Annotated in this window: 23 protein-coding genes; 13 read left to right on the top strand and 10 right to left on the bottom strand. The window is 67.5% G+C overall.

Annotated elements, in window-relative coordinates; genetic code table 11:
• Nucleotides 1-6 precede the first annotated feature (6 nt).
• The gene (locus tag ABIA71_RS14465) at nucleotides 7-888 is read left to right on the top strand and encodes an endonuclease/exonuclease/phosphatase family protein (protein ID WP_502961252.1); all 882 of its coding nucleotides are present in this window, start codon (nucleotides 7-9) and stop codon (nucleotides 886-888) included.
• Between the two features lie 75 nt (nucleotides 889-963).
• Here the strand turns inward: ABIA71_RS14465 and ABIA71_RS14460 are convergent, their stop codons facing one another.
• Together ABIA71_RS14460 and ABIA71_RS14455 are read right to left on the bottom strand one after the other, a co-directional pair.
• Nucleotides 964-1,386 carry a hypothetical protein gene (locus tag ABIA71_RS14460; protein ID WP_354286061.1) on the bottom strand — a complete coding sequence of 141 codons (423 nt, stop codon included), beginning with the start codon at nucleotides 1,384-1,386 and terminating at the stop codon, nucleotides 964-966.
• A 91-nt stretch (nucleotides 1,387-1,477) separates the two neighbouring features.
• Entirely contained in the window at nucleotides 1,478-5,059 is a 3,582-nt protein-coding gene (locus tag ABIA71_RS14455; RefSeq protein ID WP_354286059.1) for an Rne/Rng family ribonuclease, read from the bottom strand.
• Nucleotides 5,060-5,465: 406 nt separating this feature from the next.
• On the opposite strand from ABIA71_RS14455, the gene ABIA71_RS14450 reads away from it, so the two are divergent.
• Nucleotides 5,466-6,443 carry an RluA family pseudouridine synthase gene (locus ABIA71_RS14450; RefSeq protein ID WP_502961251.1) on the top strand — a complete coding sequence of 326 codons (978 nt, stop codon included), beginning with the start codon at nucleotides 5,466-5,468 and terminating at the stop codon, nucleotides 6,441-6,443.
• Between the two features lie 138 nt (nucleotides 6,444-6,581).
• Here the strand turns inward: ABIA71_RS14450 and zupT are convergent, their stop codons facing one another.
• From zupT to ABIA71_RS14435, 3 genes are all read right to left on the bottom strand, one after another.
• On the bottom strand, nucleotides 6,582-7,391 hold the full coding sequence (gene zupT, locus ABIA71_RS14445; protein ID WP_354286056.1) for a zinc transporter ZupT: 810 nt from the start codon (nucleotides 7,389-7,391) through the stop codon (nucleotides 6,582-6,584).
• Between the two features lie 100 nt (nucleotides 7,392-7,491).
• Entirely contained in the window at nucleotides 7,492-7,908 is a 417-nt protein-coding gene (locus tag ABIA71_RS14440; RefSeq protein ID WP_354286054.1) for an energy transducer TonB, read from the bottom strand.
• A 4-nt stretch (nucleotides 7,909-7,912) separates the two neighbouring features.
• Entirely contained in the window at nucleotides 7,913-8,254 is a 342-nt protein-coding gene (locus ABIA71_RS14435) for a 4a-hydroxytetrahydrobiopterin dehydratase (protein WP_128097041.1), read from the bottom strand.
• Nucleotides 8,255-8,356: 102 nt separating this feature from the next.
• On the opposite strand from ABIA71_RS14435, the gene ABIA71_RS14430 reads away from it, so the two are divergent.
• Both ABIA71_RS14430 and ABIA71_RS14425 read left to right on the top strand, forming a co-directional pair.
• The gene (locus tag ABIA71_RS14430) at nucleotides 8,357-8,956 is read left to right on the top strand and encodes an NfuA family Fe-S biogenesis protein (RefSeq protein WP_038687513.1); all 600 of its coding nucleotides are present in this window, start codon (nucleotides 8,357-8,359) and stop codon (nucleotides 8,954-8,956) included.
• 9 nt (nucleotides 8,957-8,965) lie between these two features.
• On the top strand, nucleotides 8,966-10,714 hold the full coding sequence (locus ABIA71_RS14425) for a hypothetical protein (RefSeq protein ID WP_354286052.1): 1,749 nt from the start codon (nucleotides 8,966-8,968) through the stop codon (nucleotides 10,712-10,714).
• A 147-nt stretch (nucleotides 10,715-10,861) separates the two neighbouring features.
• Here ABIA71_RS14425 and ABIA71_RS14420 read toward each other — a convergent pair whose 3' ends face one another.
• The gene (locus ABIA71_RS14420) at nucleotides 10,862-11,311 is read right to left on the bottom strand and encodes a barstar family protein (RefSeq protein WP_354286050.1); all 450 of its coding nucleotides are present in this window, start codon (nucleotides 11,309-11,311) and stop codon (nucleotides 10,862-10,864) included.
• The gene (locus ABIA71_RS14415; RefSeq protein ID WP_354286048.1) at nucleotides 11,308-11,766 is read right to left on the bottom strand and encodes a guanyl-specific ribonuclease; all 459 of its coding nucleotides are present in this window, start codon (nucleotides 11,764-11,766) and stop codon (nucleotides 11,308-11,310) included. Before ABIA71_RS14415 ends, ABIA71_RS14420 begins: the two co-directional genes overlap by 4 nt.
• A gap of 247 nt (nucleotides 11,767-12,013) precedes the next feature.
• Here ABIA71_RS14415 and ABIA71_RS14410 point away from each other — a divergent pair, with 247 nt between their 5' ends.
• The gene (locus ABIA71_RS14410) at nucleotides 12,014-12,625 is read left to right on the top strand and encodes a superoxide dismutase (protein ID WP_038692027.1); all 612 of its coding nucleotides are present in this window, start codon (nucleotides 12,014-12,016) and stop codon (nucleotides 12,623-12,625) included.
• A 78-nt stretch (nucleotides 12,626-12,703) separates the two neighbouring features.
• Here the strand turns inward: ABIA71_RS14410 and ABIA71_RS14405 are convergent, their stop codons facing one another.
• The gene (locus ABIA71_RS14405) at nucleotides 12,704-13,555 is read right to left on the bottom strand and encodes an endonuclease/exonuclease/phosphatase family protein (RefSeq protein WP_502961250.1); all 852 of its coding nucleotides are present in this window, start codon (nucleotides 13,553-13,555) and stop codon (nucleotides 12,704-12,706) included.
• A gap of 173 nt (nucleotides 13,556-13,728) precedes the next feature.
• Between ABIA71_RS14405 and ABIA71_RS14400 the strand changes: the two genes are divergently transcribed.
• Nucleotides 13,729-15,291 (top strand): POT-type proton-dependent oligopeptide transporter, encoded by a 1,563-nt coding sequence (locus ABIA71_RS14400; RefSeq protein WP_354286046.1) that lies wholly within the window; start codon nucleotides 13,729-13,731, stop codon nucleotides 15,289-15,291.
• Nucleotides 15,292-15,299: 8 nt separating this feature from the next.
• Nucleotides 15,300-15,914, top strand: coding sequence for a rhomboid family intramembrane serine protease (locus tag ABIA71_RS14395; RefSeq protein WP_354286044.1), 615 nt, complete (start codon nucleotides 15,300-15,302; stop codon nucleotides 15,912-15,914).
• 160 nt (nucleotides 15,915-16,074) lie between these two features.
• On the opposite strand, the gene ABIA71_RS14390 is transcribed toward ABIA71_RS14395, so the two are convergent.
• Complete coding sequence (locus tag ABIA71_RS14390; RefSeq protein ID WP_354286043.1) at nucleotides 16,075-16,251, bottom strand: hypothetical protein; 177 nt, start codon at nucleotides 16,249-16,251, stop codon at nucleotides 16,075-16,077.
• A gap of 213 nt (nucleotides 16,252-16,464) precedes the next feature.
• On the opposite strand from ABIA71_RS14390, the gene ABIA71_RS14385 reads away from it, so the two are divergent.
• The 5 genes from ABIA71_RS14385 to ABIA71_RS14365 all read left to right on the top strand — a co-directional run bounded on the left by ABIA71_RS14385 (nucleotide 16,465) and on the right by ABIA71_RS14365 (nucleotide 20,127).
• Nucleotides 16,465-16,779 carry a GNAT family N-acetyltransferase gene (locus ABIA71_RS14385; RefSeq protein ID WP_128097880.1) on the top strand — a complete coding sequence of 105 codons (315 nt, stop codon included), beginning with the start codon at nucleotides 16,465-16,467 and terminating at the stop codon, nucleotides 16,777-16,779.
• A gap of 36 nt (nucleotides 16,780-16,815) precedes the next feature.
• Nucleotides 16,816-17,706 carry a DUF3298 and DUF4163 domain-containing protein gene (locus tag ABIA71_RS14380; RefSeq protein ID WP_502961249.1) on the top strand — a complete coding sequence of 297 codons (891 nt, stop codon included), beginning with the start codon at nucleotides 16,816-16,818 and terminating at the stop codon, nucleotides 17,704-17,706.
• Between the two features lie 14 nt (nucleotides 17,707-17,720).
• Entirely contained in the window at nucleotides 17,721-18,839 is a 1,119-nt protein-coding gene (cfa, locus tag ABIA71_RS14375) for a cyclopropane fatty acyl phospholipid synthase (protein WP_354286039.1), read from the top strand.
• A gap of 326 nt (nucleotides 18,840-19,165) precedes the next feature.
• Nucleotides 19,166-19,639 (top strand): hypothetical protein, encoded by a 474-nt coding sequence (locus ABIA71_RS14370; protein ID WP_354286037.1) that lies wholly within the window; start codon nucleotides 19,166-19,168, stop codon nucleotides 19,637-19,639.
• A gap of 92 nt (nucleotides 19,640-19,731) precedes the next feature.
• Nucleotides 19,732-20,127, top strand: a complete 396-nt coding sequence (locus tag ABIA71_RS14365) for a tetratricopeptide repeat protein (protein ID WP_354286035.1) — start codon at nucleotides 19,732-19,734, stop codon at nucleotides 20,125-20,127.
• Nucleotides 20,128-20,223: 96 nt separating this feature from the next.
• On the opposite strand, the gene ABIA71_RS14360 is transcribed toward ABIA71_RS14365, so the two are convergent.
• Nucleotides 20,224-22,395, bottom strand: coding sequence for a M3 family metallopeptidase (locus tag ABIA71_RS14360; protein ID WP_354286034.1), 2,172 nt, complete (start codon nucleotides 22,393-22,395; stop codon nucleotides 20,224-20,226).
• A 402-nt stretch (nucleotides 22,396-22,797) separates the two neighbouring features.
• On the opposite strand from ABIA71_RS14360, the gene ABIA71_RS14355 reads away from it, so the two are divergent.
• Entirely contained in the window at nucleotides 22,798-23,283 is a 486-nt protein-coding gene (locus tag ABIA71_RS14355; protein ID WP_354286032.1) for a glutathione peroxidase, read from the top strand.
• Nucleotides 23,284-23,673 lie beyond the last annotated feature (390 nt).

Here is a 23,673-nt window from a genome sequence, read left to right as displayed (position 1 = left end):
CGTGGCATGGCCGGATTGCTGGCATCGGCGGCGTTGCTGGCCGGCGTCGCCCTAGCCGTCGAACCCGTTGCCGTCGCCCCGACACTCGTGCCGTCGGCCAGCGCCGCGCCGGGCATGAGCATGGTCACCTTCAACCTGCACCACGACCGCGAAGACTGGCCGGCGCGGCGCAAGGTGATCCTGCGCGAACTGCAGGCGCTGCGCCCCGACGCGATTGCCCTGCAGGAAGTGATCCAGAAGCCGCACGTGCGCAACCAGGCCGCGTGGCTGGCGCGCAAGCTCGGCTACGACTACCAGTTCGTCTCCACCGACCCGCCCGGCCGCTTCAAACGCTATGGCAATGCGCTGTTGACCCGCCGTCCGGTGCTGGCGCGCAACGACCACCTGCTGGCGCCGTTGGGCGACTACCGCACGGTCGCGCACCTGCGCATCGATGTGGACGGCCAGCCGGTGAACGTCTATGCCACGCATCTGAACGAGCGCTCGGACGAGAGTGGCAGCCGCATCCGTGGCGAGCAGGTGGCCGACCTGCTGAAGTTCATCGCCGACACCGGCGGCGACGCCCCGGTGGTGATCGCCGGCGACTTCAACGCGCTGGTGGATGCGGGTGACCTCAGTGCGCTGCGCAACCATTACGGTGACAGCTTCGGCAGCGTGCACGTCAACAACGAACTGGCGCAGGTGAGCACCCTCAACCGGCACTACTTCGACGCGCCGCTGCGCATCGACCACATCTTCTTCCAGCAGGACCGCCTGCTCGCGCGCGAAGCGCGGATCCTGTTCGACCAGCCGTACGCCGAAGGGCGCTGGGCCTCGGACCACTACGGTGTATGGACGCGCCTGCAGTTCGCGCCCAGCCCGGGCAGCCCGGCCGCCACCACGCCCTGAGCGGGAGGTAGAGCCACGCCATGCGTGGCTGTGCGTCCGCCGTGATGCCTGCCCACCAACGGTGGGTATCTACCGCTACGGGATGGCCTGCTCGCTGATCTTCTCCCACGTCTGGCCGTCGCGCGTGCGCCAGGTGCCGCCGGTGGCGCAGCATCCGCCGGCACCCAACGCCATGCGCCCCAGCACCGCAACCACCGCGTCCTCTTCGTGGCGCAGTGATTGCCGCTGGCAGTCGGTGAAGAACGGGTAGGGCGGCGGTGCCAGCACTTCGGTGAGGGCGACGGCCTGTTCGGGCCCACGCGTGACCTGGAAGACCTTGCAGTCCTGCACCAGCAGTTCGATGTCCACGCCCTGCAGGCGGCCCACGAACAGGTCCTCCGGCGCGGCATCGCGCACCGCGATGGCGGCTTCGCTCAGCGGAGCAGGCGGGGCGGGCTGGCAGGCCGACAGCAGCACCAGCAGCGCAGCCCAGGGGGTGAGGCGAGGGCGCCGATTCATGCGCCGAGCATGCCACAGCGCACCGAGGGCCCAAACGCAGACAGCGGCCCGAAGGCCGCTGTCTGTTTACTACGGTCCCACTGGCGCGGGATCAGGCCTTGTCGTGCTTATCCTGATCCGGCGTGCCGGCTTCGTCGGCCTGCGCGACATCGGTGGGGATGTCCTCGCGGGCTTCGGCCTGGGCCGCCTGTGCGGCGGCGTCGGTGCTGGCGGGGGTGTCGCTGCCCGCATTACCGAACAGCTGGCCGTTATGCACGACCGGGGCAGCCGGGGCGGCCTCGACGCGGGCGACCGGGGCCGGTGCGGCCTTCTCCGGTGCCGGCTGGGTCGGGTCGACCGCATCCAGCATGCTCGACTGCACGGGGCGACCGGCCTGGCCCGCCTCGGTGGTCACGGCAACCGGTGCGGCTTCAACCGCCTTCGGTGCTGCGACAACCGGAGCGGCTTCAGCAGCCTTCGGTACTTCGACAACCGGGGCAGCTTCAACCGCCTTCGGTGCTGCGGCAGCCGGAGCGGCTTCAACCGCCTTCGGTGCTTCGACCACCGGGGCAGCTTCAACCGCCTTCGGTGCGGCGGCAACCGGAGCGGCTTCAGCAGCCTTCGGTGCTTCGACAACCGGGGCAGCTTCAACCGCCTTCGGCGCTTCGACAACCGGAGCGGCTTCAACAGCCTTCGGTGCTGCGGCTACCGGGGCGGCCTCGACAGCCTTCGGCGTTTCAACAACCGGAGCGGCTTCAACAGCCTTCGGTGCTGCGGCAACCGGAGCGGCCTCAACAGCCTTCGGCGCTTCAACCACCGGCGCAGCCTGCGCCGGCTTGGCAACGTCAACCACCGGCGGTGCCGGCATCGGCGATTCCACGAACGGCACCCGGTCGGTGTAGGACGGGGCGGGCTTCTCTGCCGGCACCTGCGGGGCCACCGGGGCAGCCTCGCTGTGACCGGCGGTCACGACCGGGCTGCTGACCACGGCCACCGGTGCGGCGGCGGCCACAGCGGCTACCGGCGCAGCAGCGGGTGCCGGGCGCGGCGCCTGGACCAGTGCCGCGGCGGGCGCAGCAGCGGTTTCGTCGTCGAACTCGAACTCCGGCTGCGGCTGGCCATTGCCGGCCGCCGGACGCGGGGCCTGGGCGGTGTCGCCACCGTCCTGGTCGCCATCCTGGTCATCGCTGTCGCCGTCATCATCCAGACCGGCGTCATCGTTCAGGCCATCGCTGCCGGCAGCCTGCTCGCCATTGCCACGACGACGACGACGGCCACCGCGACGGCCGCGACGACGGCGCGAGCCGCCTTCGCCATTGGCGTCATCGCCGGTGCCCGGGGCATCGGTCTGTTCACCGTTCTCGCCGGTGGCAACCTGCGCTTCGTCCACGGCGGCCGCGGTCTGCGCGCTGTCCTGCGCGGCGGCGTACGGAGCGGCGGCGTCGGCCACGCCCACGGCAGCGGCGGTCACCAGTGCGGCATCGGCGACCGGTGCAGTCGTGTTGCCCGGCTTCGGCGCATCGGCCTGCGGCTGGCGTGCCGGCTTGTCGCTGGCCACGGCCTTGTCGGCATCGCCCTGCTGCGGCTTGGGCTGCTGCGGGTTCTGCTTCTGCTTCAGCTTGGGCTGCTGCTCATTGCGCGGCTGCTTGGGCTGCTGTTCGTTGCGCGGCTTGGCCTGGCCCGGCGCCTGCACCTGTGCGGCATTGCCGGCCACCGGTGCGGCGACGTCCTGGCGGCGCTCATCACGACGCTCGTTCTTGCCACCGCGTTCGCCACGCTCGCCACGTTCACCGCGGTCCTTGCCACGGCCCTGGCCCTGCGCCTGCGCGCCGCCATTGCCGTTGCGCTCGCCACCGCGTTCATCGCGGCGGCCGCCATTGCGGTCCTTGTTGCGATCCTTGTTGCGGTTGGTGCGGTTGCCGTCCTGGGCCGGGCGTGCGTTCGCCGGCGGGGCGGCGGCCGGGGCCGGTTCGCCACCGAAGATGCGCTTGAGCCAGCCCACCACGCCGGTAGCGGCCGGTGCGGCCACCGGGGCCGGGGCAGCGACCGGTGCGGGCGCGGCTTCCGGTTCCGGGGCTTCGCGGATCGGCGCCGGCTGGCTGTGCTTGACCTGGGTCACCACCGGGGCCACCGGGATGTTCAGCTGGGCCTTGGTCAGCGCGTGCACCGGCAGCTTGCGCGGGGTACCGCGCTGGTAGCTCGGCTTGCCGCTTTCTTCGCCCAGCTCGTTGTCACGCAGGCGGGTCACTTCGTAATGCGGGGTGTGCAGCTGTTCGTCGGCGACGATCACGATCGGCGCGTCATGGCGCTGCTCGATCTCGCGCAGGGCGCTGCGCTTTTCATTGAGCAGGTAGTTGGCGATCTCGACCGGGGCCTGGACCAGCACCTGCCCGGTGTTCTCCTTCATCGCATGCTCTTCAGCCACGCGGATGATCGACAGCGACAGCGACTCGACGCTGCGCATGCGGCCATGGCCGTCGCAACGCGGGCACACGATCTGGCTGGATTCGCCCAGGCTCGGGCGCAGGCGCTGGCGGCTCATTTCCATCAGGCCAAAGCGCGAGATGCGGCCCAACTGCACGCGCGCACGGTCGTACTTGAGCGCGTTCTGCAGGCGGTTTTCAACTTCACGCTGGTGCTTGTTGGAGGCCATGTCGATGAAATCGATGACCACCAGGCCGCCCAGGTCGCGCAGGCGCAGCTGGCGGGCCACTTCTTCGGCCGCTTCCAGGTTGGTCTGGAACGCGGTGTCCTCGATGTCGCTGCCCTTGGTGGCGCGCGAGGAGTTGACGTCGATGGCGGTCAGCGCTTCGGTCTGGTCGACCACGATCGAGCCGCCGGATGGCAGGCGCACGTTGCGCTCATACGCGCCTTCGATCTGCGATTCGATCTGGAAGCGGTTGAACAGCGGGATGTCGTCGGTGTAGTGCTTGAGCTTGCGCAGGGTCTGCGGCATCACCTGCTGCATGAACTCGCGGGCGGTCTCGTACAGTTCCTGGGTGTCCACCAGGATCTCGCCGACGTCGGCGCGCAGGTAGTCACGCAGGGCGCGCACGATCAGGCGCGACTCCTGGTAGATCAGGAAGGAGGCCGGCTTGGTCAGCGCCGCTTCGGCGATCGACTTCCACACCTGCAGCAGGTAATCCAGATCCCACTGCAGCTCTTCGGCATCGCGGCCGACGCCGGCGGTGCGGATGATCACGCCCATGTCGTCGGGGATGTTCAGCTTGTCCAGCGCTTCCTTCAGCGCGGCGCGGTCTTCACCCTCGATGCGACGCGAGACGCCGCCAGCGGTGGGCGAGTTCGGCATCAGCACCATGTAGCGGCCGGCCAGCGAGATGAACGTGGTCAGGGCGGCGCCCTTGTTGCCACGCTCTTCCTTGTCGACCTGGACAACCACTTCCTGGCCTTCACGCAGCAGTTCGCGGATGCCGGCCTTGTTGTGGTCCACGCCCGCGGCGAAGTAATCGCGCGAGATTTCCTTCAGCGGCAGGAAGCCGTGGCGCTCGCCGCCGTATTCGACGAAGGCCGCTTCCAGCGACGGTTCAAGGCGCGTGATGCGGCCCTTGTAGATGTTCGACTTCTTCTGTTCCTTGGACGGCTGTTCGATGTCGATGTCGTACAGCGTCTGGCCATCCACGATGGCTACCCGCAGCTCTTCAGCCTGCGTGGCATTGATCAGCATTCGCTTCATTGTTGGGTTCCTCGCGCGCTGCTACCGCGCGGAACACCATGGGGTTTCGCTTCTGGTCACGCTTCGACGCCCATCGCGCAGGCGCGGGGAGGGCGGCTTGGGTTTCCAGCGCTACAACACCACGGCAGCCCGCGGGAGCGCTTCATTTGTTTTGGTTTGGGTGTTACGGGGCCGGAGGCAGCTGTCAGCCAGGCTGGAGCGCCACAGGGACATGTTTTTCAGCACAGACGCTTGTCAGGCATCCGGCGATGGCCGGGACCGCCGGTGAGCCGCTAACATGGCCGCCCCGGGGGCGGTGGCTGCGCACTGTGCCGGAATCGCGGGAAGTCGGGCTTCTGGCCCAGAGCAACTTCCAACGAAATCAATCCCTTATCTCGCATGCCGAGTGTAACAGAATAAAAGGCCAATGACCGTTACCGAGCCCACCCCCAAAGCCGCTGAAGCCATGACCAGCGTACGTATCATCACCGTCCCGGCCGACCGCGCCGGGCAGCGCCTGGACAACTTCCTGCTCGGCCAGCTCAAGGGGGCGCCGCGCAGCCTGATCTACAAGCTGGTGCGCAGTGGCCAGGTGCGGGTCAACGGCGGCCGCGCCAAGGCCGAGCGCAAGCTGGAGCCGGGCGACGAGGTCCGGGTGCCGCCGGTCCGTCTCACCGAGGAAGGCGACAAGGCAGGCCCGCCCGCCGCGTTCATGAAACGGCTGGAAGATGCCATCGTGTTCGAAGACGATCGGCTGCTGGCGCTGAACAAGCCGTCGGGCGTGGCCAGCCATGGCGGCAGCGGGATCAGCTTCGGCGCGATCGAAACGCTGCGGGCGCTGCGCCCGGGCAAGACCCTGGAACTGGTGCACCGGCTGGACCGCGACACGTCGGGCCTGCTGATCGTGGCCAAGAAGCGTTCGGCGCTGAGCGAGCTGCAGGCGTTGCTGCGCGAAGACCACGGCTCGGGCATCCGCAAGCATTACCTGACGCTGCTGGTTGGGCGCATGCCCGACGGCACCATGAGCGTGGATGCGCCGCTGCATGTGGGGCTGCGCCAGGGCGGGGAGCGGCATGTGCAGGTCAACCCGATCGGCAAGGAGTCGATCAGTCATTTCAAGGTGCTGGAGCGCAAGGGCGGGCATTCGTACTGCGAGGTCCGCATCGAAACGGGGCGCACCCACCAGATCCGCGTGCATGCCCAGCACCTGGGGCATCCGGTCGCCGGTGACGACAAGTACGGCGATCCGGACGTCAACAAGCGGCTTCGTGAGCAGATCGGGCTGAAACGCCTGTTCCTGCACGCCGCCTCGCTGGAGTTCGCACTGGACGCCGGCAAGACCCCGTACCTGCTCAACGCGCCGCTGGCCGACGAGCTGACCGAGGTGCTGAACCGATTGAAGTGAGGGCTGGCGGATAAAGCCGTGCCGAACGGAGGGTAGTGCCGGCCGCTGGCCGGCTCTGCACCGTCTTGATCGACATGTGGAAGAGCCGGCCAGCGGCCGGCACTACCGGGCCGCGTTATCGGGGTATGGCCGCCGGCCTCACCACTTGAACAACACCAGGCTGACCGCCAGGCTGCCCATGCCGGCCACCAGGCCGTACACGGTTTCGTGGCCCTTGGCGTAGCGCTTGGCCGCCGGCAGCAGTTCGTCCAGGGCCAGGAACACCATCACCCCGGAAATCAGGCCGAACACCCAGCCGAACGTGGCGTGGTTGAGCATGCCCGACAGCGCGAAGTAGCCGATGGCCGCGCCAACCGGTTCGGCCAGGCCCGACAGCAGGCTCGCGCCGAAGGCGTACCACTTGTTCTGGGTGGCGAAATACACCGGTACCGCAATGGCGATGCCTTCGGGAATGTTGTGGATGGCAATGGCGAACGCCAGCGGCATGCCCACTGACGGGCTTTCCAGCGTGGCAAAGAACGTGGCCAGGCCTTCGGGAAAGTTGTGCGCGGTGATCGCGATCGCGGTCAGCAGGCCCACCCGCTTGATGTAGGCCTTGTTGTTGTCGCGGAACAGCGGGTCCTGCTTGTCCAGGCTTTCGTGCGGGTTGGGGATCAGGTGGTCGATCACCACGATCAGCAGTACCCCGGCCAGGAACGCTGCCGTGCCGTAGGCGAAGCCCAGCCGGGCATCGTAGGCCTGGGTGAACGAATCGATCGCCTTGTTCAGGATCTCGGTGAGCGACACGAACACCATCGCCCCGCCGGCAAAGGCCAGCCCGAAGGCCAGCAGCCGCGGGTTGGGGCGGCGCGAGAACAGCACCATCAGGCTGCCCAGGCCCGTTGCCAGGCCGGCGGCCAGGGTCACGCCAAGCGCGACCCAGACATTTTCAGCAGAAATTTCGAGCATGCGCTACAGCGTCCTTGGAAACGTGCAACGCGCCCCGGCAGGGTCCACCGGGGCGCGGTAAGGGGAGGCTGGCGCTGGCTGACCTCGGATCAGAACGGACTCAACCGCCCCGGCGAAGCCGCTCTTCCACCGCGAAGCACTCATCCGGCTTGGGCTGCGGCGGGTTGAAGCTCACCGGTACCTGGATGGTGGTGGACACCGTCTGGCCGGCGCGGGTGGCCGCCTTGAACTCCCAGCCTTCCACCGCCGTCTTCGCCTGCGCGTCGAGCTGGGCGTTGCCGCTGCTGGTCACCTGCGCCACCTGGCTGGGCTTGCCGTTGGCGGCAATCACCACCTTGAAGGTGCTGGTGCCGCCGATGCCCTGGCAGGCCAGTTCGATCGGGTACTGCGGCGGCGGGGTCTTCACGGCGGCCACTTCAGTCGGCGCGGCCACCGGGGTGGCGGGCTCGGCCGGCTTGTTGCAGCCGGCGAGGGCGGCAAGGGCGACGCTGGACAATACGAGGGACTGCAGTTTCATGGGGTCACTCCGTCAGGGCCGAAGCCTTCGCTGCGCAGATGAAGTCGTTTTCGCTCAGGCCGCCCACGTCGTGGGTGGAAAAGCGCACCACCGCCCGGTCGTAATGCACGCCCAGGTCGGGATGGTGGTCTTCGCGGTGGGCCACCCAGGCCAGGGCGTTCACGAACGCCATGGTCCGGTGGTAGTCGTCGAAGCGGAAGGTGCGGGTGAGCGCCTGGCCGTGTTCGGCCAGCTCCCAGCCGGGCACCTGGGCCAGCAGTTCGGCCACCCGGGCCTCGCCCAGCTTGTGGTCGCTGCCCTTGCGCGGCACGCAGTGCGCCCGCGCCAGCGGAATCAGGTCGGCCATGAAATCCTCCACTCCCAGTGTTCTAGCAAGATGACTGAACGATGCGCCGGCCAATGTATAAACCGAATGAGCGCATAACATGTAAGCCGCTAGAATAGCCTGATGATCCAGATATCCGACACCGCCCAAACCTATTTCCGCAAGCTGATCGAGCGTGAGGCCGTGCCCGGCATGGGCGTGCGCCTGAGCGCCGTCGATGCGGGCACCCCCCGCGCCGATGCCCGGCTCGAGTTTGCCGAGCCTGCCCAACTGCTCGGCGACGAATGGGCGGTGGACTGCGATGGCTTCACCCTGTTCGTGGATGCGCCCAGCGTGGGCTGGCTCGACGGTGCCGAGATCGACATCGTCAGCAATGCCACCGGCAGCCAGCAGCTGACCATCAAGGCCCCCAAGATCAAGGGCGAAGCCCCGGGCGAGGCGAACTCGCTGGTCGAACGCGTGCGCTGGGTGGTGGAGAACGAAGTGAATCCGCAGCTGGCCTCCCACGGCGGCAAGGTGGCCGTGCAGGAAGTGTCGGCCGACGGCGTGGTGCTGCTGCGCTTCGGTGGTGGCTGCCAGGGCTGCGGCATGGCCGATGTGACCCTCAAGCAGGGCATCGAAAAAACCCTGATGGGCCGGGTGCCCGGGATCACCGCGGTACGCGACGCGACCGACCACGACAGTGGCGACGCGCCGTACATCCCGCGCGGCACGGCCGCCTGATCGCGCTGCGTGCCACTGCGCCGGGCTGACGAGATCCTCGATTGGCTGCTGGCACGCCAGCCGGACAACCGCATCCTTGAGAAAACCACGGGCCTTCCCTACGGGTGGGGCCTGTGGCTGCGCGCGCTGACGCCGTTGCCGCGCCCCTTTCGTTCCAGCGAGGTCATCGCCGCCCTGATCGGGCGCCCGTTGCCGGTGTCCGCCGGGCGGCTGCCGCAGTTGGGGTTCGCGCAATCGCTGCGGCGCCTGCTGTGGCAGGGCTGGGAGCCGGCCCCGCGCGACCAGCGCTGGATGCGCTGGAGCTCGGCCACGATCAGCCTGCTGCTGCATATGCTGTTTGCCGCGCTGCTGCTGTGGGTGGCCCTGATTCGACCGCCGGTAGTGCCGGAGCAGGGCGGCGAAAGTGGCCGCGTGCAGGTGTCGCTGGTGGGCCGTGGCACGCCACAGCAGGATGACGGTGGCCAGGCCGCCGCACCGACACCGGTCGAGGCGACGCCGGACACCGCGCCGCCGCCCCCTCCGACGCAGGTCGAACCCACGGCGGCGGCCACGGCATCCGCGCCGCAGCCGCGTGCCGACCCGCCCCCGGCCAGCGAGCCGCAGCCGGCGCCGCCCCGCCCCGCCACGCCCACCCCGGAACAGCCGCTGCAGGCCACCGAAGTGGCGCAGGCTACCACCGATTTCGTGGTGCCGCCGCCCAGCGCGGTGCGCACCGAGGTGCGCGTGGTGCCGCGCGATCCGCAGGACATCACGGTGCGCGAGCGCACGGTGGCCACGGTGGAGGCCCCCTCGCCACGTGCGAGCGTGGCGATGCCGCGCCCCACCGAACCGCAGGTGCGCACTCCCGAGCTGACGGTGCGCGAGCGCGAGGTCAGCGTGGTCCAGGCGCCGGCCCCGACCATGGTGGTGCCGGGCCCGCGCGTGGAGGTGCCGCTGCCGCAGCGTGAGGTGCAGGTGCGCGAGCGCCAGGTGCAGCCGTTGCTGACCCCGCCGGTGGCGGTGGCGCGTGTGCCGCAGCGCGAGCTGAGTGTCCCGGCACCGTCGCCGGCCCAGGTGGCGGTGCGCGAACGGGCGGTGCCCAACGCCACTCCGCGCCCGGCGCCGCCGACCCCCACGACCGCCCCGGCCAGCGCATCCACGGCGACCGCGCCGAATTCCAGCACCGCGCCCAGCGACAACAGCGCCGCGCGCACGGCACCGGCCGCGCCGAGCCCGTCGCCGGCCAAGCCGGCTGCGGATCCGGGCGACTGGTCCGCGTCGCGGCGCGGCGATGACTGGGCGGCCGCCAACCACCCGCAGGACCGCGATCTCAACGGCCGCGCGGTAAGCGCGACCGGTGTCAGTGGCGGCAGCCTGTTCAATGCCGACGGCGGCGTGCGCGTGGCCGGCCAGGACGGAAAGGGCGCGGCCGAGCGGGGCGCGCCCGGGGGCGACAAGGACGGCTGGACCAAGGAGCGCATCGCCCAGTCCGGCACGTGGCTCAAGCGGCCGCCGTACGACTACACGCCGACCTCGTTCGAGAAATACTGGGCGCCCAACGAATCGTTGCTGGCCGAGTGGGTGCGCAAGGGCATCAAGTCGGTGGAGATCCCGATCCCGGGCACCAGTTCGTCGATCTCGTGCGTGGTGTCCATTCTGCAGTTCGGCGGCGGCTGTGGCCTGAGCGATCCGAACATGCAGGACCAGCCGGCCGTGGCGCGACCGCCGCCGGATATTCCGTTCAAGAAAGAGCTGCAGGACAACAACGGCAGCCGATGAGGCTGCGCCTCATCGGCGGTAGAGCCACCCCATGGGTGGCTACCCCTTTCATCGGCGGGTAGAGCCACCCCATGGGTGGCTGCCGCCGGGTCCGGCGTGACGGCGCGTCACAGCCACGCATGGCGTGGCTCTACCCCGGATGCGGGGTTACGGCGTCGCGGCGTCCTGGTCCATCTCCACGTCTGCATCCTGCAGCGCCACGAAGGCCCAGAACGGTACGTTGCTTTCGCTCCAGAAACGGCTGGCTTCGTCCAGCACCTCCAGCAGCGTGTCGAAGTCGGCGCCGGCCTGCGCGCGCAAGGCGTCGGCGTCATTGAAGAACAGCGCATAGCCGTTGGCCGGCAGCCAGGCCAGGTCGCGCAGGTTGTCGGTCAGCGCATCCCAGTTGCCGCCGAAGCCGGTCGGGAAATCCAGGCGCGCGGCCAGCCGCATCAGCAGCGTGCGCTTGTCCTGGCAGCCGTCCAGGTCGATCTGGACCACGCGCAGGCCGGCATCGCGCATCGCCGCCGACAGCGGGCCCAGATCGCCGTTGCCGATGGCGTACACGCCGGCGTTGTTGATGTCGTGCAGGCCCAATTCGAATGCGTCGTGGTTCATTGCCAGCTCCCGGCCGGTGGTACATCAAAACTGCGGAATGTTTCGTAGTGGTCGTCGGTGTAGAACCAGCCGGTGGGCGGGGTGCCGCCGGTGACGATGCGACGCGCACCGCGATTGCCGGCACCGGGGGTGTCGACGGTGTACTCGTGGTAGTAGCCACGTGGGCGTTGCGGCAGGCGCTGCTCGCGGTTGCCGAACACGCTGCCGTCCTGGCGGTGCGGGAACGGGCCGCCGCGCTGGATCAGCGCGATGGTGGCGCGTGCCTCGGCCGGCAGGAACGGGGGCAGCGGGTCGCCCGCAGGCGTGCGCGCCGCCGCAGCCGCCGGCGCGGCCTCGATCGGTTGCGACAACGAGGGGGCAAACTGCGGCGGCGGCGGGCGCTGCATCAGTTTGACCGCAGCCAGGCCGCCGATCAGCAGCACGACGGCAACCAGCAACAGAAGGGGCTTGCGCATGGGGCAGGGCGGGCCAGGGAAGAGAGCCGCTACTGTACCGCCAAGCGCGCATCCGGCGATGAGGCGCAGCCGAACAGCGCCGCCGCACCGCGCGCTCCCGTCACCGGTGCGTAACACCGTGTGTAGAAGCGGCATGCGCAGGACCAAGTTTCCTTTACATGGACCTTGGTAAGCTTGTCGGCCATCCCCATCATCGTCAGCGCAACGCCCGGTCTTCGCCGGGTGAGTGAGCTACCAGGAGAACCACATGGCCTATACCCTCCCCAAGCTGTCCTACGCCTACGACGCACTTGAGCCGAACATCGACGCGGCCACGATGGAAATCCATCACACCAAGCACCACCAGACCTACATCAACAACGTCAACGCCGCCCTGGAAGGCACCGAGTTCGCCGACCTGCCGATCGAAGAGCTGGTCAAGAAGACCAAGTCGCTGCCGGAAAACCTGCAGGGTCCGGTGCGCAACAACGGTGGCGGCCACGCCAACCACAGCCTGTTCTGGACCGTGATGTCGCCCAACGGCGGCGGCGCACCGGTGGGCGACGTGGGCAAGGCCATCGAGTCGCAACTGGGCGGCTTCGAGAAGTTCAAGGAAGCCTTCACCAAGGCCGCGCTGACCCGCTTCGGCAGTGGCTGGGCGTGGCTGAGCGTCACCCCCGACAAGAAGGTGGTGGTGGAAAGCAGCGCCAACCAGGACAGCCCGCTGATGGACGGCAACACGCCGATCCTGGCGCTGGACGTCTGGGAACACGCCTACTACCTGAAGTATCAGAACCGTCGCCCGGAATACATCGGCGCGTTCTTCAACGTGGTCGACTGGAACGAAGTCGAGCGTCGTTACCAGGCCGCAATCGCCTGAGCGATGTCCCGGTAGCATGACAAAACGGCCAGGCAGCGATGCCTGGCCGTTTTCGTTTGGGTCGCCCTGTCTGTCGAATCAGGGCGCGCTGGCGGGCACCGGCGACTGCAGCCGCAACGTGGCCATCACCCCCAGCCGCAGTGCGCCCTTGTCGGGAACGGCGCCGTCGGCGGCCGGCAGCTTCAAGGCCTGTTGCCCGATCCCCTCGAAATGCTTGACCTGGAACAGCACGTCCAGCCCATGACCGCGCGCGCTGCCGGCCACCGAGGGCGGATCGACCCGCTCACCGGGATTGCGCCGCGCAGGTTGGAAACCAGGGGCGCTGCGCACCAGTTCGGCGGTGTCGGCCGAGAAGTCGCCCGCGATCAACGACGGCAGCCCTTCGGCGGTGGCGCCGATCCAGGTCATCAGGTCACTGCTCTGGTGACGGCGCACCTCGGGTTCGTCCGGGTCCGGGCGCAGGCGTGCCACATAGATGTTGATCAGCTCTTCCTGCAGCTTCACCCGCAACATGCCGGCAGCGCTGAACTGGCCTGGAGGGTGCAGCAGGGTGACGCCGTCTTCGCTGACCGGCAGCCGGGTCAGCATGGCGCTGCCATGGCGCAAGGCCTGGCTGGGCGGATCGGCGGTGACGAAGTCGCAGCTGTAGCGCAGCCGGGTGGCCAGCCAGCAGGCCGGGTTGCGGCCCTGCGCCTGCATGACGCGCTGGACCGCGATCACGTCCGGCTGCAGCGTTTCCAGCATCTGCAGCACCTGGTCGCGGCGTTGTTCCCATTGCCCTTCGTCCAGGGTGGGCAGCTCCAGCGTGGCCACCTTGAGCAGGCGCGGGCCGGGGTCGGCCTGGCGCGCCTGCACCTGCGCTGCCGAGGCGGCCCAGAGCATGAGCAGCAACCAGCCCGGCCAACGTCCCGCGACAGCAGTGGAGATCATGCGCATAACGATAAGTTTACGCTTTGTCCGTCGACGCTTCGTGACTTCCGCCGCGATTTGGCGCGTTCGCCTGCCATGTCCGTGGCGTGCTGTCATGTAGGGGCGCAGCGTGCGTGGTGGTAGGGGTTCCGGTAAGCTCGCGCCCTTTCGTATTCGCAGGACAGCCCCATAGGATGAGCACGATCGCAGCCGCCAGCGCAGGCAAGGGAAGAATGCCGCGCCAGATTCCGTACATCATTGGCAACGAGGCCTGCGAACGGTTCAGTTTCTACGGGATGCGCAACATCCTGGTGCAGTTCCTGATCACCTCGCTGCTGCTGCAGGAGATCACCGCCGAAGGCCGCGCGGGTGAGGCCAAGGACATCATGCACAGCTTCATGATCGGCGTGTATTTCTTCCCGCTGCTCGGTGGCTGGCTGGCCGACAAGTTCTTCGGCAAGTACCACACCATCCTCTGGTTCAGCCTGATCTACTGCGCCGGCCACGCCTGCCTGGCGGTGTTTGAAGACAGCCGGCAGGGCTTCTTCGTCGGCCTGGGGCTGATCGCGCTGGGTGCTGGCGGGATCAAGCCGCTGGTGGCCTCGTTCATGGGCGACCAGTTCGACCAGAGCAACAAGCACCTGGCCAAGATCGTGTTCGATGCCTTCTACTGGATCATCAACTTCGGCTCGCTGTTCGCCTCGCTGCTGATTCCGCTGGCCCTCAAGAACCTGGGCCCGCAGTGGGCGTTCGGCATTCCGGGCATCCTGATGTTCGTGGCCACCTTCGTGTTCTGGCTCGGCCGCAAGCGCTATGTGCTGGTGCCGCTGCCGCCGAAGGACCCGCATTCGTTCGGCAACGTAGTGCGTACGGCGCTCTCGGCGCACGCGCCGGGCAAGGGGCGGCCGGGCCGTACCCTGGCCATCCTGGGCGCGGTGCTGGCCGTGGCCTCGATGGGGCTGGTGGGCAGCCTGGGCATCGTGATCTGCCTGTGCATCGCGCTGGTCCTGCTGCTGGCCGGTATCGGCGGTGGCACCTGGATCCAGCTGGACCGCGCCCGGGCGGTGCACCCGGCCGAGGCCGTGGAGGGCGTGCGTTCGGTACTGCGCGTGCTGGTGATCTTTGCCTTGACCACGCCGTTCTTCTCCCTGTTCGACCAGAAGGCGTCCACCTGGGTGCTGCAGGGCCAGCAGATGGCCATGCCGTCGTGGTTCACCGCCTCGCAGATGCAGGCGCTGAACCCGCTGCTGGTGATGATCCTGATTCCGTTCAACAACCTGGTGCTGTACCCGACGCTGCGCCACTTCGGCTTCGAGCCAACCGCGCTGCGCCGCATGACCGCCGGTATCGCCTTCAGCGGCCTGGCCTGGATCGTGGTGGGCGGCATCCAGGTGATGATGGATGGCGGCAACGTCATGTCCATCTTCTGGCAGATGCTGCCGTATGCCCTGCTGACCTTCGGCGAAGTGCTGGTCTCGGCCACTGGCCTGGAATTTGCCTACAGCCAGGCCCCGCAGGCGATGAAGGGCGTGGTGATGAGCTTCTGGAATCTCACCACCACCATCGGCAACCTGTGGGTGCTGCTGTCCAACGCGGCGGTGCGCAATGACACGGTCACCCATCAGATCGCCAGTACCGGCTTGAGCGAAGCGGCCTTCCTGATGTTCTTCTTCGCCGGTTTCGCGTTCCTGGCGGCGTTGGCCTTTGGTTGGTATGCCAGGCGCTATCGTATGGTCGACAACTACCGTACGACCTGAGCCCTGACATGACCCCCGTCAATCTGCTGTTGATCGCCATCACCGTCATCGTGTCGTGGATGGCCTTCAACAACCGTGCACTCGGCGACCGCCTGATTCTGTGGCCGCCCGCGGTGGACCGCCATCGCCAGTACGACCGCCTGGTGACCTACGGGTTCATCCATGCGGATCTGGCGCACCTGGCGTTCAACATGATCACGCTGTTCTTCTTCGGCGGCCAGATCGAGTCGTTGATGGTCACCCTGACCGGCAGCTACCTGACCTACCCGGCGTTCTATCTGGGGGCGCTGGTGGTGTCGATCCTGCCCAGCTACCTGAAGAACCAGAAGAACCCGAACTACCTCAGCCTGGGCGCGTCGGGCGCGGTGTCGGCGGTGCTGTTCGCCTTCGTCCTGGTCAGCCCGTGGAGCGTGATCTACGTGTTCTTCATCCCGGCGCCGGCGATCGTCTACGCGGTGTTCTACGTGGGCTACAGCATCTGGATGGACAAGCGCGGGGGCGACCGCATCAACCACAGCGCGCACCTGGCCGGTGCCGCGTTCGGGGTGATCTTCCTGCTGGCGATGCACCCGGCGATCTTCGGGCAGTTCCTGCACGCGCTGAGCAACCCCAGCTTCCGCTAGGCTGAGCCTACGCCTGGGGTACCGACCCACGGTCGGTACCTGCCGGGACCGGGGTCACCGGCAGCCGGCGGCAGGTCACGGCCGTGGATCGAAACGCGAGGACCCGGGCGGCGCGCCGTCACCGGGGTAGGTCACGACCGCTGGTCGTGACACAGGCCGCTTACGCGGCCTTCTTGCCTTCCGCACCGTAGGCGCTGAGCAGGCGGGCATACACCTCGTTGTCGATCTGGTCGAATTCCCAGCTCTGGGTCTGGCCATTCACGGCCAGCTGGAACAGGCCTTCCAGCAGCGAGCTGTCGGCATCGCCAGGTGCGGGGGAGATAGGTGCGTTGTCCATGTGGACCTCCTTGTGGAGCACGATCGGGTAGGCAGGTGTCGCAAAACTCGTGCCAGCTTTCACGCCCTGTCCGTTACCGATATCGGCTTGAATCGACGGACCTTTAGGGCGGTATGTGACGCTCCACGTCGTTGCTTGCCCCTGTTCAGACTTCACGCGATCATGGCGCTACGCTGCGCACTATCGCGTCAGTTGCCGCAGGAGACACCGCCCATGGCTTCGGTCACCCCGCCCGGATTGGCATACGAGGTGGAGCACGATCTGGCCCACCACCGGTTCCAGGCCCGGGTGCAAGGGCATCTGGCGCTGCTGGACTACCAGATCAAGTCGCTGAAACGACAGAAGCGCATGGTCATCACCCATACCGAGGTGCCCGAACCCATCGAGGGTCGCGGCATCGCAGGGGAGTTGACCAAGGTGGCGCTCCGCTATGCACGCGAACACAAATACAAGGTGGTGCCGGCGTGTGCCTATGCCGAAGCCTTCATGCAACGCCATGAGGAATACGACGACCTGCTGGCCGGCTGACGGCGGCAGGGGGGTTCGCAGGGACGACCGATCATCATGCTGGGTTTCAACAAGGGGATTGCAATGAACATCGTAGTAAACCGTCGCGCGCTGCGCGCCAGCGCGTTGGCCCTGGCCGTGGGCCTGGTGCTGGTGGCCGGCTGCAAGCGTGACGCCGCCGATACCGCGGCGCCACCGGCCGATGGCAGCACGGCGGCGCAGCCGGCCAACATCGAGACACCGACGGATGTGGCGGCGCCGGTGGAACTGCGCGACGTGATCGAAAACACGCCGCAGGCCGTGGTGGGCATCAGTTACCCGACCGACATCGCGCGGTACCCGGGCCTGGCCAAGGCATTGTCCGACTATGCCAGCGCGGCGCGCGGCGAGCTGCAGCAGGCCGTGGACGGCCTCGGCAACGACAAGCCGACCATGCCCTACGAGCTGTCGCTGAGTTTCGAGAAGGTGCTGGAAACCCCGCAGCTGGTGGTGGTCAGTGCCGATGGCAGCCGCTACACCGGGGGTGCGCATGGCGAGCCGCTGGTGGCGCGCTTTGTGTGGTTGCCCGAGCAGCAGCAGATGCTCACCGCCGACAAGCTGGTGGCCGATACCAAGGGATGGAAGGCGGTCAGTGACTACATCGGTGACCAGCTGCGCGAGCGCGTGGCCACCCGGCTGAGCAGCGAAGACATGGACCCGGGCCAGCTGCAGGAGTCGCTGCGCAGCGCCAGTCGCATGATCGCCGACGGCACCGAACCCAGCGCCGAGAACTTCAGCCAGTTCCAGCCGCTGACCGGTACCGATGGCAAGATCAGCGCGGTACGCTTTGTATTCCCGCCGTACCAGGTGGGGCCGTATTCGGATGGCACGCAGACCGTGGATGTTCCGGCCAGCGTGCTGGCGCCGCACGTCGGCACCGCCTACGCGGGGTTGTTTGCCCGGGGTTGACCGACGGAGGCGACGTGGACGCGGGACTGCAACGACGAGTGACGCTGTTGCTGCACGAGGCGGGGGTCACCGTTGGCGGTGACCAGCCGCACGACATCCACGTGCATGACCCGCAGTTCTATACGCGGGTCATGGCCCAGGGCTCGCTCGGCCTGGGCGAGAGTTACATGGACGGCCAGTGGGACGCCGCCTCGCTGGACGGGTTCCTGTATCACTTGATGCAGGCCCACCTGGACGAGCGCGTGCACGGCTGGCGCGAAGTGGCCGATGCGCTCAAGGCGCGCCTGTTCAACCTGCAGGCGGGCAGTGGCAGCTTCGAAGTCGGCAAGCGCCACTATGACCTGGGCAACGACCTGTATGAGGCCATGCTCGGCCAGCGTCTGGTTTACAGCTGCGGCTACTGGCGCGACGCGCAGGATCTGGATGGGGCGCAGGAAGCCAAGCTCGACCTGATCTGCCGCAAACTCGGGCTGCGCCCCGGCCAGCACGTGCTGGATATCGGCTGTGGTTGGGGCGAGGCGCTGAAGTTCGCCGCCGAGCGCTACGGCGTGTCCGGCGTGGGCATCACCATTTCGCAGGAGCAGGCCGACTACGCACGCCAGCTGTGCGCCGGGCTGCCGATCGAGATCCGCCTGCAGGACTACCACGAGGTCGAGGAGACCTTCGACGCGATCTTTTCGGTGGGCATGTTCGAACACGTGGGCGACAAGAACTACCGCGGGTACATGGAGATGGCGCGGCGCTGTCTGCATCCGCATGGGCTGTTCCTGTTGCACACCATCGGCGGCAACCTGTCGCGCCACCGCACCGATCCCTGGATTGCGCGCTACATCTTCCCCAACTCGATGCTGCCCTCGGCGGCCCAGGTCACCGCCGCGTTCGAGGGGCTGTTCGTGCTGGAGGACTGGCACAATTTCGGCACCGACTACGATCGCACGCTGCAGGCCTGGCGGTTGAACGTGGAGAACGCGTGGCCGCAGCTGGACCCGCAGCGCTACGACGAACGCTTCAAGCGCATGTGGCGCTTCTACTTGGCCGCATCCATGGCCAGCTTCCGCTGCCGGCATGCGCAGTTGTGGCAGCTGGTGCTGTCGCCGCAGGGCGTGCCCGGCGGATATCTGGCGCCGCGTTGACGGCGACGGCGGGTCACCCGGCACACGGCCGGCAATGACGCCGTTGGCCTGGCTGCTGTCGTCATCGGTCCGCGTGTCGCGAAGATCCTGTCCAATGCGTTGACCGCAGTCGCCGTTTGTTCAGGCGCGATGGGCCGAAAGCATCACGATGTGACGCGAACAGGGCGTCGGCGGGCCTGCGTGGGTGCCTGCTGAAAGCGGGAATTTTTTGTGTGACATGGCACCAGGTCCCGGGTGTCCGCAGCGTGGCCAACTGCGTCGGTCGCGGGGCGTGACGGCAGGTCTGCCGCCGCCAGTCGCGGCGTCCCCCCACACGAGACGTTGAGATGCAGATGATGACCCGGAAGCGCACGCCGATCACCACCACCATGGCCGTGCTCCTCGCGTGCACCCTCGCCAGCCAGGCCCATGCGGCGCGCAAGGCCTACGACGTGGAAGAAGTGGCCTGCACCGACCCGGCCGACATGGTGTGCCTGTCCTGGAACCTGCAGACTGCTCCGGGCGGCTCGCGTACGGCGGGCTTGAATGTGACGCTGATGGAAGGTGAGACCATCTCCGGTGTGATCAAGCCGAAGGCGAACCGCTACACCACCACCATGCTGCGCACCAACCCGGACCTGGAGATGTACATCGGCATGGGCTTTGCGCCTACCGAGCAGGCGTACACGTGCAAGGTGACCGAGACCGAGAACTGCCGGATGAGCGGTTCCAACCTGCCGGCGTTCCACTTCAAGGTGAAGGCCAAGGTTGACCAGGCAGGGTCGCCGCTCGGTTACGCCTACACCACCGCCTCCAACTGAGCGTGGTTGCGACCGCCGGCACAGCGCTGGCGGCCGCGTTGATCCCGCTCGGCCGTGCCGGGCCGGTATGTTTCCCGTTAGCATTGCTCCGCATGCATGACGCGATTCCTTCCGCCGTGGTCCACGCGTTGCTGAGCGCCCGCAGCGAGGTGCAGGCCGCGTTCGCCGGCACGCGCGATGCCGACACTGCGCTTGCCACGGCTGCCGCCACGCTGGACGCCGCGTTGGCGGCCCACGGCGAAGATCCGCTGCTGTTGACCGCGCTCGGCGCCGTGGCTTGCGACCGCGCGCAGTACGCGAACGCCCGTGAGGTGTTGCAGCGGGCGTTGGCGCTGGGCAGCGACGACCGGCATGCCGCGTTCAGCCTGGGCGTGGCGTTGCTCAATACTGGGCGCACCGCGCAGGCGAAGGCGGCGTTCGAACAAGCCCGTGCGATGACCGCCTCACCGTCCACGTGGGAAGCCTGGTTCGACCCGCAGGCGCATTGAGAGCCGCGCCGGGCAGGACAGGAAGACAGGACGCCCCAAAAAGAACGCCCGGCATGACCGGGCGTTCTTTTTGGTTCACGTCGATGGAGCGGACGCTTACTTCGTGCTGTTACCCGAGGTCAGGCCACGCTTTTCCAGCAGCGGCTCGATCTGCGGGGCGTGCCCGGCAAAATCCTGGAACAGCTGCATCGCATCCACGCTGCCGCCCTTGGACAGCAGCGCCTTGCGGAAGTGGTCGCCATTCTTGCGGCTCAGGCCGCCGTTTTCGCGGAACCACTTCTGGGTGTTGGCGTCGAGCACTTCGGACCAGATGTAGGCGTAGTAGCCGGCCGAGTAGCCGCCCATGATGTGGCTGAAGTACGGGGTCTTGTAGCGCGGCGGAACCGGCGCGTAGTAGATGCCGTCCTTCTCCAGCGCGGCGCGCTCGAAGGCCATCACGTCCTTGGCGGCCGGCACCTGGTCCGGGCCGATCTGGTGCCAGCGCTGGTCAAGCATGGCGGCGCCCAGGTATTCGGTGGTGGCAAAGCCCTGGTTGAACTTGGCCGCGGCAATCACCTTGTCCAGCAGCGCCTGCGGCATGGCCGAGCCGTTCTGGTAGTGCTTGGCGTAGTTCTTCAGGATGGCCGGGTTGTCCGACCACATTTCGTTGACCTGCGAGGGGAACTCGACGAAGTCGCGCGGCACGGCGGTACCGGAGAAGTAGGGATACTTCACGTTGGAGAACATGCCGTGCAGGGCGTGGCCGAACTCGTGGAAGGTGGTGGTCACTTCATCCCAGGTCAGCAGGGTCTGCTGGCCGGCCGGCGGCTTGGGAATGTTGAGGTGGTTGGCCACCACCGGCTTGAAGCCGGTCAGCGCGGACTGGGACACGTACGAGTTCATCCAGGCGCCACCGCGCTTGGAGGCGCGTGCGTAGGGGTCGAAGATGAAGATCGCCAGCTGGCTGCCGTCGGCGTCGAACACGTCATAGACGGTGACGTCGTCGTGGTAGACCGGCAGGTCGGTGCGCTGCTTGAAGGTCAGGCCGTATTCCTGGTTGGCGGCGAAGAACACGCCGTTTTCCAGCACGTTCTTCAGCTCGAAGTACGGCTTGAGCTGGGATTCGTCGAAGTTGTACTTGGCCTGGCGGACCTTCTCGCTGTAGAACGCCCAGTCCCAGGCTTCGAGCTTGAAGGTGGGCTTGCCGGCAGCCTTCTGTTCCTGGTCGATCATGGCCTGCAGGTCGGCCGCTTCGCGCTTGGCGTTGGCGACGGCGGCCGGGGCGAGCTGGCCGAGCATGGCGTTGACCGCTTCGGGGGTCTTGGCGGTCTGGTTGGTGAGGTTGTAGGCGGCGAAGTTGGCAAAGCCCATCAGCTTGGCCTTGTCGGCGCGCAGCTGCATGATGCGCGAGACCAGGGCGGTGTTGTCGTACTGGCCGCCGCGGCTGCCGCGGGTGATCGAGGCTTCGTAGATCTTCTGGCGCAGGTCGCGGTTGCGCAGGTTGGTCAGCGGCGGCTGGCCGGTGGTGTTGAGCAGGGCGATGACGTACTTGCCGTCGAGCTTGCGGGCCTTGGCGGCTTCAGCAGCGGCGGCGATCTGCTCGGCCGACAGGCCATCGAGTTGCTCGACGTCGTCGACGACGACGGCCGAGGCGTTCACTTCGTTCTGGACGTTCTGGCTGAAGGTGGTGCCGAGGTTGGCCAGTTCGGCGTTCATGGCCTTGAGCTTGGTCTTGTCGGCATCGTTGAGCTTGGCGCCGGCGCGGACGTAGCTTTCGTAATACTTTTCGACCAGGCGGACGCCTTCTGCGTCGAGGCCGAGCTGGGCGCGGGTGTCGTACAGGGTCTGGATGCGGGCGAACAGCTTGCCGTTGAGCGCGATGGCGTCGCTGTGGGCGGCAAACTTGGCGGAGTAGTCGGCCTGGAGTTTTTTGCGGGTGTCGTTGGTGTCGGCGCCGACCAGGCTGAAGAAGACGGTCGTGGCGCGATCCAGGGTGTCACCGCTCTTTTCCAGGGCGATGAGGGTGTTGTCGAAGGTGGGCTTGGCCTTGTTGTTGGCGATGGCCTCCACTTCCTTGAGCTGCTGGGCCATGCCGGCGTCGAAGGCGGGGGCGAAGTCGCTGTCCTTGATCTTGTCGAACTGCGGGTAATGCAGCGGCAGCGGGCTGTCGGCGAAGAACGGGTTGGCCTGCTGGGCGTTCGCGGCGGCGGGGGCGGCGGCGACGGCGGAATAGGCGGGCAGGGCAAGGCCGAGGGTCACGGCGACGGCAAGGGCAAGGCGGGTGGTCAAGGGGAATTCTCCGGTCAGACAAGTGCCCGAGGGTAACCCGGGGGGGCGGGGTGGGGCTTGTGTCGAAAGGCATGTTGAAGGCGCGGAGCGGCGGCGCGCTGTTCGCGGGGCGAGAGGCGGATGGGGGTTTGCGAGGCGCGCCGTGAACCCATCCCTGGGGGCTCGTGGTCGGCATCCATGCCGCCCAACGGCCTCGCAAACCCCCACCCGCCTCCCGCTGGACATCGGGTCGGCGCCTCACTGAAGGCACAAGCCGCTCGACCGGCGGCAGGGTAGTGCCGGCCGCTCGCCGGCTCCCCATGGACCCCCACCGCGCCAGCACCACCCCAACGCCGTCTGCCCGCTGCACGTTCATCCCCCGCACGGCGCTAAGATGGTTTTTTGCGCAGGAGCTCGGCCGCCATGACCACCGCATTCGATTTCTCGTTCGTGGACCTCACCGGGCAGCCGCAGGCGCTGGAGCAGTTCCGGGGCAAGGTGCTGCTGCTGGTGAATGTGGCCAGCAAGTGCGGGTTTACCCCGCAGTACGAAGGGCTGGAGGCGCTCTGGCGGGACTACGCGGCGCGTGGGTTGGTGGTGATCGGGTTCCCGTGCGACCAGTTCGGGCACCAGGAGCCGGGCAACGCCGAGGAGATCCGCAGTTTTTGTTCGTTGACTTACGAAGTGGATTTCCCACTGTCGGACAAGGTCGAGGTCAACGGCGAGGGTGCGCATCCGCTGTGGCAGTGGTTGAAGGCGGAGAAGTCCGGGGTGCTGGGCACGCGCGGGATCAAGTGGAATTTCAGCAAGTTTCTGGTCGGTCGAGACGGCCAGGTGCTGCAGCGCTATGCGCCGACCGACAAGCCCGAATCGCTGCGCGGCGACATCGAAGCCGCACTGGCTGGCTGATACCGGCCGGAATGCGTCCCGGTAGTGCCGGCCGCTGGCCGGCTCCTCGCATTATCGGATGGCCACATTTCCCAGCCACGCATGGCGTGGCTCTACCGGCTTCTGTGCTCGGATCGTCCGAATCGAAGCCGCACTGGCCGGCTGATACGGGCCGGCAATGCGTCCCGGTAGTGCCGGCCGCTGGCCGGCTCCTCGCATTACGCGATGGCCACATGTCCCAGCCACGCATGGCGTGGCTCTACCGGCTTGTGTGCCCGGATCGTCCGAATCGAAGCCGCACTGGCCGGCTGATGCCGGCCGGCAATGCGTCCCGGTAGTGCCGGCCGCTGGCCGGCTCCTCGCATTACGCGATGGCCACATGTCCCAGCCACGCATGGCGTGGCTCTACCG

It is taken from the genome of Stenotrophomonas sp. 2619 (assembly GCF_040548725.1).
Taxonomy (GTDB): Bacteria; Pseudomonadota; Gammaproteobacteria; order Xanthomonadales; family Xanthomonadaceae; genus Stenotrophomonas; species Stenotrophomonas maltophilia_AP.
Note: the sequence above shows the minus strand (reverse complement) of the source record. Positions and strands in the feature narration are given on the sequence as shown.